This is a genomic window from Streptomyces sp. NPDC001492 (assembly GCF_053597275.1).
On record NZ_JBSFHW010000080.1, the window covers coordinates 20,235 to 27,797 of the forward strand.

General features: G+C 69.3%; 7 protein-coding genes. 4 read left to right on the plus strand and 3 right to left on the minus strand.

Translation table 11 applies throughout. The features are described 5' to 3' along the window. The first annotated feature begins 35 nt into the window (after positions 1-35). Positions 36-1,229: a histidine kinase gene (locus ACWC1K_RS48370; RefSeq protein ID WP_450840330.1), complete on the plus strand. Its 1,194-nt coding sequence runs from the start codon at positions 36-38 to the stop codon at positions 1,227-1,229. Between the two features lie 8 nt (positions 1,230-1,237). Further along, positions 1,238-1,888, plus strand: coding sequence for a response regulator (locus tag ACWC1K_RS48375; RefSeq protein ID WP_450840343.1), 651 nt, complete (start codon positions 1,238-1,240; stop codon positions 1,886-1,888). Between the two features lie 177 nt (positions 1,889-2,065). On the opposite strand, the gene ACWC1K_RS48380 is transcribed toward ACWC1K_RS48375, so the two are convergent. The 3 genes from ACWC1K_RS48380 to ACWC1K_RS48390 form a co-directional block, all read right to left on the minus strand. Beyond that, entirely contained in the window at positions 2,066-2,248 is a 183-nt protein-coding gene (locus tag ACWC1K_RS48380) for a barstar family protein (protein ID WP_450840331.1), read from the minus strand. Positions 2,249-2,487: 239 nt separating this feature from the next. After that, positions 2,488-3,933: a GntP family permease gene (locus ACWC1K_RS48385; protein WP_450840332.1), complete on the minus strand. Its 1,446-nt coding sequence runs from the start codon at positions 3,931-3,933 to the stop codon at positions 2,488-2,490. 102 nt (positions 3,934-4,035) lie between these two features. Continuing rightward, complete coding sequence (locus ACWC1K_RS48390; RefSeq protein WP_450840334.1) at positions 4,036-5,022, minus strand: Bug family tripartite tricarboxylate transporter substrate binding protein; 987 nt, start codon at positions 5,020-5,022, stop codon at positions 4,036-4,038. Between the two features lie 98 nt (positions 5,023-5,120). Here ACWC1K_RS48390 and ACWC1K_RS48395 point away from each other — a divergent pair, with 98 nt between their 5' ends. Both ACWC1K_RS48395 and ACWC1K_RS48400 read left to right on the plus strand, forming a co-directional pair. Then, positions 5,121-6,770, plus strand: a complete 1,650-nt coding sequence (locus ACWC1K_RS48395; protein ID WP_450840336.1) for an ATP-binding protein — start codon at positions 5,121-5,123, stop codon at positions 6,768-6,770. Beyond that, positions 6,767-7,459, plus strand: coding sequence for a response regulator (locus ACWC1K_RS48400; protein WP_450840337.1), 693 nt, complete (start codon positions 6,767-6,769; stop codon positions 7,457-7,459). Before ACWC1K_RS48395 ends, ACWC1K_RS48400 begins: the two co-directional genes overlap by 4 nt. The last annotated feature ends 104 nt before the right edge of the window (positions 7,460-7,563 follow it).

The following is a 7,563-nucleotide window of genomic DNA, read 5'->3' on the forward strand; positions in this document are numbered from 1 at the left end:
GTTGTCGACTGCGTTCGGCCCGCCAGGGAGCCCGTGTGTCCCCTTCCCATCCCGTTGCTCAGCGACGGCTGTTCCCGACCGTGTGGCACTTCGCGCACCTGGTTTTCCTGCTTCCGGTCGCGGGCACCCTCGTGCGGCTCGTCGAGCTGAACAGCGAGTTGTGCTGGAGGGTCGCACCGGCTACCGCCGCCCTCGGCCTGCTCTACATTGCCGGGCCGGCCCGCTGGGACCGTTTCGGTGCCGCGGGACGGCCGGTCTGGCTGTGGACGCTGGTACTTCTGTGGGCCTGGACCTCCTGGGAGATCCCGGTACCACTCGCCTTCGCCTACACATGGCTCGCTGTTCCGCTGGCGGTGCTGGCACTGCGGATGCCCGGGCGCGGGGTGACGGTCACGACGGTCGGCGCGATCACGGCCGGGCTGCTCGCCTCGCTGGTACGGATCGGCGGCGTCGACGCCGATGTGTTGGGGCCCCCGCTCGCCGCCCTTGGCGCCACGGTCGTCCTCTACCGTTCTCAGCAACGTCTGAACAGCCAACTGGAGTCCACACGCGGCGAGTTGGCGAACCGTCAGCGTGAGGCCGGACGGCTTGCCGAGCGGGCGCGAATCGCCCGGGACCTGCACGACACCCTCGCTCAGGAACTCGCGGGCAGCTGCATGCTCCTTCAGGCCGCCGAACGGGACTGGCAACGCAACCCGGACGCCGCCCTGCGTCAGGTGCGTGCTGTCTCCCAGGCCCTCGGCGCGCACCTGGAGGAGACCCGGAGCATCATCAGCGACCTCACACCGCCCGCCCTGGAGCGGGACGACCTGGAAACCGCCCTGCGCGGGCTGTGCACCCGCCTGCAGTCCGCCACCACCGCACCGCACGTCGCCTTTCGTGCGGAAGGAGCACCTCACCTCCTGCCCACCGAACGTGCCGTGACGCTGCTGCGCGTGGCTCAGGGCCTGCTCGCCAATGCCCGCGAACACGCCCGGGCGACCCACGTCCATGTCACTCTCACCCACGGGGACGGCTGGGCGGCTGTCGAAGTCCGTGACAACGGACGGGGCTTCGACCAGCGGACCGCTCAACCCGTAGGCCCGAACCGGGGGTTCGGACTGGTCGCCGCCAGGGAACGCCTGAGCTCCCTCGGCGGCACGCTCACCGTCGACAGCGCCCCGGGCCACGGCACCAGCGTCCGGGCCGTACTGCCGGTGGCCGACCGCGACCTGGTCGGCGCATCGTGACCGAGAAGATGCTGCGGGTGCTGATCGTCGACGACCACACCGTTGTACGAGCCGGTCTGCGTGCTCTTTTGGAGGGCGAGCCAGGCATCGATGTGATAGCCGAGACGGGCGATGGCAGGGAGGCCGTACGGCTGGCCCAGCGACTGCGGCCCGACGTGGTGCTCATGGACCTGCGGCTGTCGGACGGCGCAACGTCGGACGACGGCTTCAGCGGGATCGAGGCGACACGCCGTATCACCGCCGCCGCACCGGGCGTCCATGTCGTCGTGCTGACCAGCTACAGCGGCCGTGGCGATGTCGTCCGCGCCGTCGAGGCAGGCGCCCGGGGCTACATCCTCAAGGCCGGCCCGCCCGAGGAGTTGTTCCGTGCCGTACGCGCCGCAGCTGCCGGCGGCATGGGCTTGGCCCCCGAGGCGGCGGCTCGCCTCGTGGGTCGGCCCGCCGAACCGGGGCCCGTGTTCACCGATCGTGAGTCCGAGGTCGTTCGACTGCTCGCCGAGGGGCTCAGCAACCGGGCCATCGCCTCGGCCCTGTTCGTCACGGAAGCCACGGTCAAGACCCACCTGGTCAGGATCTATCGCAAGCTCGGCACCGAGAACCGGGCCGGCACGGTCAGTGAGGCTGTGCGGCTCGGACTGCTCGAACTGGACGTGGGCTGACCGTTCGGGGGATACCGCGTGTCCGACCGTTGCATGCCAGAAGGGGTACCACTCTCGTGAGAGGCACCCCTTCGGCGTGAGTCCCGGCTCGCGCCGGTCAGCTCCGTGGCCGTGCTGATCAGCAGGACGCAGAAGCACTCCAGCCGCCGTCGAGATCCACGGAGCAGCCGGCCCCTGTCATGCGCCGTGCCAGACCGGACAGAGGCGGAAGCGTCGGCCACGAGCAATGTCAGGCCAGGTGCCGTGCCGGGCCGATCCCTCACCTGACTCAGGACGGTGGCAGTCGAGGAAGGCGTCCCAGTGGTGGCCGAACCAGTCCGGGGATCCGAGCCGGGCCGCCCATTCGGGTCCTCGATCCATTGATCAAGGCGTCTGACGGCTCAACTGCGATGCTCCGGAGCCACGTTGCTCATCTGTCCTGCGGTGCTCGACCTGCCGCGTGAACGTTGACAGGGTTCGGTGGGAAGGCGGTGCCGGACTGTCATGGTCCGGCACCGCCCTCCTCGCTGCGTGGCGCACTCAGAGCGGCTTTCGATGCGCGGCGCGTCTCGCGCGTTTCCCGACCCAGTGGGCCGACGCGGTGCGGGTCGGCCCACTTCCTACGCAAAGACGGACAACAGGAGGGCCATGCCCAAACCCAGCACGCTGACCAGGGTCTGCACCACCGTCTGCGTCTTGGTGGCTTGGGTGAGATCCATGCCGAAGGATTCCTTGACCAGCCAGAATCCGGCGTGGTTCACGTAGTTCAGCCCGAGGGAGCCTGCCCCGATGGCCACCACGAGCAGCGATGCCTCCAGGCCGCCTCCGCTGACCATGGGGGCGATGATGCCGGTGGCGGAGACGATGCCGACGGTGGCGGAACCGGTGGTCAGCGACAGCAGGAGTGCGATCAGCCAGCCCAGCACGATGACGTTCAGATGTGCCCCCTTGGCGGCGGAGGCGATCGCGTCACCGATGCCGGAGTCCTGGAGAACCTGCTTGAACGCACCACCGGCACCGATGATGAGCAGGATGGCGGCGATGGACTTCAGGCTGTCCGTCAGGGATGCGCGGACCTCCTCGCCGGAGCGGCCCGTGCCCAGAGCGGTCACGCCGAGAGCGAAGAGCAGCCCGGCGAGCATCGCCACGACGGGCTCGCCCACGAAGGTCAGCGCGGAACTCACGGTGCTCGTCTCGTCGAGCACCGTTTCGGCGAGGGTACGCAACAGCATGAGGGCGACAGGGACGAGCACCGCGGTGATGGCCAACCCGGTCGGTATCCCGGAACGGGAGGTGACGTCCGTATCCGCCGATGACGCATGCGGAGCGCCGGCCGTCACGCTGACGGGCGACTTCTCCCGGACGGACTGCGACGCACCCGTGAACTGCGCGACAAGAGCCTCGTCCGGGCGGACCTCGGCAAGGCGCGGCGCGATCCACCGGGCGTAGACGGGGCCGGCCAGGATCACGGTGGGGACGGCGCAGACGAAGCCGACGACCATGGTGAGGCCCAGGTCGGCGTGGAGACCGGTCATGGCGGTGAGCGGCCCCGGGTGCGGCGGCAGCATGCCGTGCAGGGTGGACAGCGCGGCGATGGCCGGTACGCCGAGCAGGACGTACGGGGAGCCCTTCGTGCCGCCCTGGGCCTCCAGCCTGCGCGCCACGCTGAAGATCAGCGGCAGCAGCACGATCAGGCCGACCTCGAAGAACATCGGGATGCCGATCACGAACGCGGCAGCCGTGACCAGCCAGGGCAGCCTGCGGGTGCTGGAGCGGTCGATCAGGGCGTGGGCGAGGGCGTCGGTGGCGCCCGAGTCGGACAGCAGACGCCCGAGCATGGCACCCAGGGCCAGGGTGATGCCCACGTCCCCGAGGGTGCCGCCGGCACCGTCCTCAAGGGACTCCACCAGTTTGGCGGCGGGCTCACCGGCGGCGAGGCCGGTGCCGACAGCGACGACGATGAGCGCGACGAACGGATGGATGCGCAAGCGGGAGTTGATGAGGCAGATCAGGGCCGTGATCGCGATGGTGAGGATGAGCAGCAACCACCAGGTGTGCGTGGTCATGCGGGTGCCTTTCGATAGACAGGTGATGGGCATGGCGAAGTGAGCCGCAGCGCAGAGGGGTGGTTGTGCGGCTGGTGTCAGGAGGGGCGGGCGGTGGCCCGGTCAGTTCAGTCCGAGATCCCTGACGAGACGGGCCACTGATATGTCCTGTTCGGACAGGTACGCGGCGAAGGCGTCGCCGGTGGTGAACGCGTCGGTCCAGCCATGGCGGCGGAGTTCCGCTTTCCATTGGCGGGACCGGTGCATCGCTGTCAGCGCTTCGATCCACCGCTTCCGGTCGGCGCCTCGGATGCCGGGCGGCGCCACGACTCCCCGCCAGTTGCTGAAGACCAGGTCGATGCCGGACGCCTTGAGGGTCGGTACTCCGGGCAGTGCGTCGATCGGTCGTGGGCTGGTCACCGCCAGGACCCTGAGCTGACTGGCGTCGATCTGGTCGAGGAACTCGCCGAAGCCGGTGGTGGCGAAGTCGACCTTGCCGTCGAGGAGAGCGGGCAGCAGGTCGCCGCCACCGCCGCCGTAGGCGACGTAGCCGACCCGGTGCGGGCCGATACCGACGGCCTTGGCCAGCTCCATGGCCAGCAGGTGGTCCGGTCCGCCGAGTGAGGATCCGCCCCCGACCTTCAAACGCGCGGGGTTCCTTTTCCAGGCGGCGATCAGATCGTCGATCGACCGGTAGGGCGAGTCACGGCGCACGACCACCGCGCCGGCCTCCTCGACCAGCCGGGCCAGCGGAGTGGTCTCGGTGATGGACACCTTCGTGTGTGCCACGTACGACGCGCCGATCACTCCGAGACCCATCTGCAGGACGAGCCTGCCGTTGCCCCGCTCGTTCACGATGCGCTGCAGGCCGACCGTGCCGCCTGCTCCCGGCAGGTTGAAGACCTGCACGCCGGAGTCCACGCCGGTCTCCTGCAGCACGCGGGCCACTGTCCGGGCCGTGGTGTCGTATCCGCCACCGGGGGTGTTCGGAACCATGATCCGCAGCCCGGTGTCGGCCCCTTCCCCGTCGGGCAGCACCTGGCACCCGGTGACGAGAAACAGTGACAGCGCGAGGAGGGCGCCGCGAAGGGCGTGCGAGCGACCTCTCATGGCACCTCTCTTCCGCAGCCGTCGGGATGGACGTCATGATTGTGCGGCCCGTGGTGCGAGCCGCCCAGTTTGTGTCAGCAGTAGAGATTGAGTTCGTTGTGGTCACCAGTTTTCGGCGTCATACCCTCGCGGGCGAGATGTTGGCGCTGCAGCTCGCCATCGTCGTGGTCGTGCTGCTGGCGGTCGCGGCGCTCTCGCTCGCCCAGTCGGAGGCCACCTTCAGCCGGGTCGAGGGCCGCCGCGTGAGTGCGCTGGCCGAGCAGTTGGCTGCCAATCCACTGGTGCGGGGCCAGCTCCCGCGTCCGGCGCCGGAGGAGACGCTGGCCCCGCTGACGCATTCCACGCTGGTGCAGTCCGGGGTCACCTCCGTGACGATCGCCGACTCCTCCGGTCGCATCGTCAGTTCGACCAACCCGACGGTCATCGGTGACCGGCTGCGGCTCGGACCGGGGGTGGCCCGGGGACGCGGCTGGTCCGGCTCGCTCACCTGGGACGGCAGCCGCGAACTGGTGGCGCAGGTGCCGGTGCTCGGCGCGGCGAGCGGTGATCTGGGGCGGACCCTGGGCATCGTCATGATCGGGGAGGCGTCCCCGACGGTGTGGCAGCGGCTCAGTGGTGCGTCTTCCTATCTCCTCGCCTACCTGGGCATCGCCAGCGGGCTGGGCCTCGCCGGCTCCTGGCTGCTGGCCCGACGGGTCAAACGGCAGACGCTCGGTCTGGAGCCGCGAGAGATCACCGGGCTCGCCGAACACCGCGAGGCCATGCTGTACGGGATCGCCGAGGGCGTGGTCGCCCTGGATCCCCAGCAGCGCCTCACCCTGGTGAATGAGGTGGGCAGACAACTGCTCGACCTGCCCGAGGAGTGCGTGGGGCGGACGCTGGACGACCTCGGCATCGACGGCCGTCTGCACGACGTACTCACCGGCACCCGGCCCGAAGCCGAGCACGGACCCGACGAAGTGGTCATACGGCACGGTCGCGTGCTGGTGATGAACAGGATGACCGTCACGAAGAACGACCGCCTGCTCGGCTCGGTCACCACGCTGCGGGATCGCACCGAACTGGCCCGGCTGGAACGCGAGATCGGCTCCTTCCGCAGCACGTCCGAGCTACTACGGGCCCAGACACACGAGTTCGCCAACCAGCTGCACACCATCTCCGGACTCATCCAGATCGGCGAGCAGGACGAGGTCGTACGCTACGTCCGGGCGCTCACCCGGCGCCGCCAGTCCCTGGACATGACCGTCGGCCGCCGCATCCACGATCCCGCCATCGCCGCCCTCCTCATGGCGAAGGACTCCCTCGCGGCCGAACGCAGGATCACCCTGAAGATCTCGGACGTCACCTCCCTCGGCCGGCTCGCCTCGGAGGACGCCGCCGACGTGGCGACCGTGGTCGGCAACCTGGTCGACAACGCCATCGAAGCCGCAGCCGGAAGCGACCTCGACGAGCGGGAACCCTGGATCGAGGTCGAACTCCGGCAGGACGCGTCCAGCGTGGAGATCGTGGTGTGCGACTCGGGCCCGGGCGTAGCTCCCGAACTCGCCCAGGAGGTCTTCCACCACGGTTTCACCACCAAGGCCGCCGCGGAGGGGGAGCGCGGCATCGGCCTTGCACTCACCCGGCTCGTCTGTGAACGACGTGGCGGGGAGATCAGGGTGACCAACACCGCCGAAGGCGCCCGGTTCACCGCACGTATGTCCGTGAGCCACTCAACGGAAGCGATCGAGGAAGGAGCAGCACATTGACGGACACCTCCGGCACGATCGACGTTCTCGTCGTCGACGACGACTTCATGGTGGCTCGGGTCCACCGCACCTTCGTCGAGCGGGTGCCTCCGTTCAGGGTCGTCGGCACCGCGGGCACTGGTGAGCAGGCCATCACCGCAGTCGACGAACTGCGCCCGGACCTCGTTCTCCTCGATCTTTATCTGCCCGATGTCTTCGGCCTGGACGTCATCCCGCGGCTGCGCACCGCGGGACACGACTGCGACATCATGGTCATCAGTGCCGCGCGAGAGGCCGACACCGTGCGCGGCGCGGTCCGCCACGGTGTCGTGGACTACCTGCTCAAACCCTTCGACTATGAGGACCTGAAGCCCCGCCTGGACCGGTACGCCGCACGGCGCGGCCGGCTTCTCACCACGGTGGTGCGCGGCCAGGCCGACATCGACCGGGCTCTGTCCGCAGGCTCTGTCCCCACTGCTGTCGCCAGACTCCCGAAGGGCCTGAGCGTGGAGACCGCCGACCTCGTCCAACGCACGCTCCGCGATGCGGACAGCACCCTGTCGGCCGCCGAATGCGCGGCCGCCACCGGTATCTCCCGTGTCAGCGCCCGCCGTTACCTGGAGCACTTCCACACCACCGGCACGGCGGATGTCTCCCTGCGTTACGGCGCCGCCGGCCGGCCCGAGCGGCGCTATGGCTGGCGGGACTGAGAGATGGGTGCTGCTGAGCGTACGTTCACGCGGGCATCGGCGCATGGTCCAAAGGAGTTCAGCGCGTAACGAGGACGGCTCTTCGCCGTCCTCGTTACGCGCTG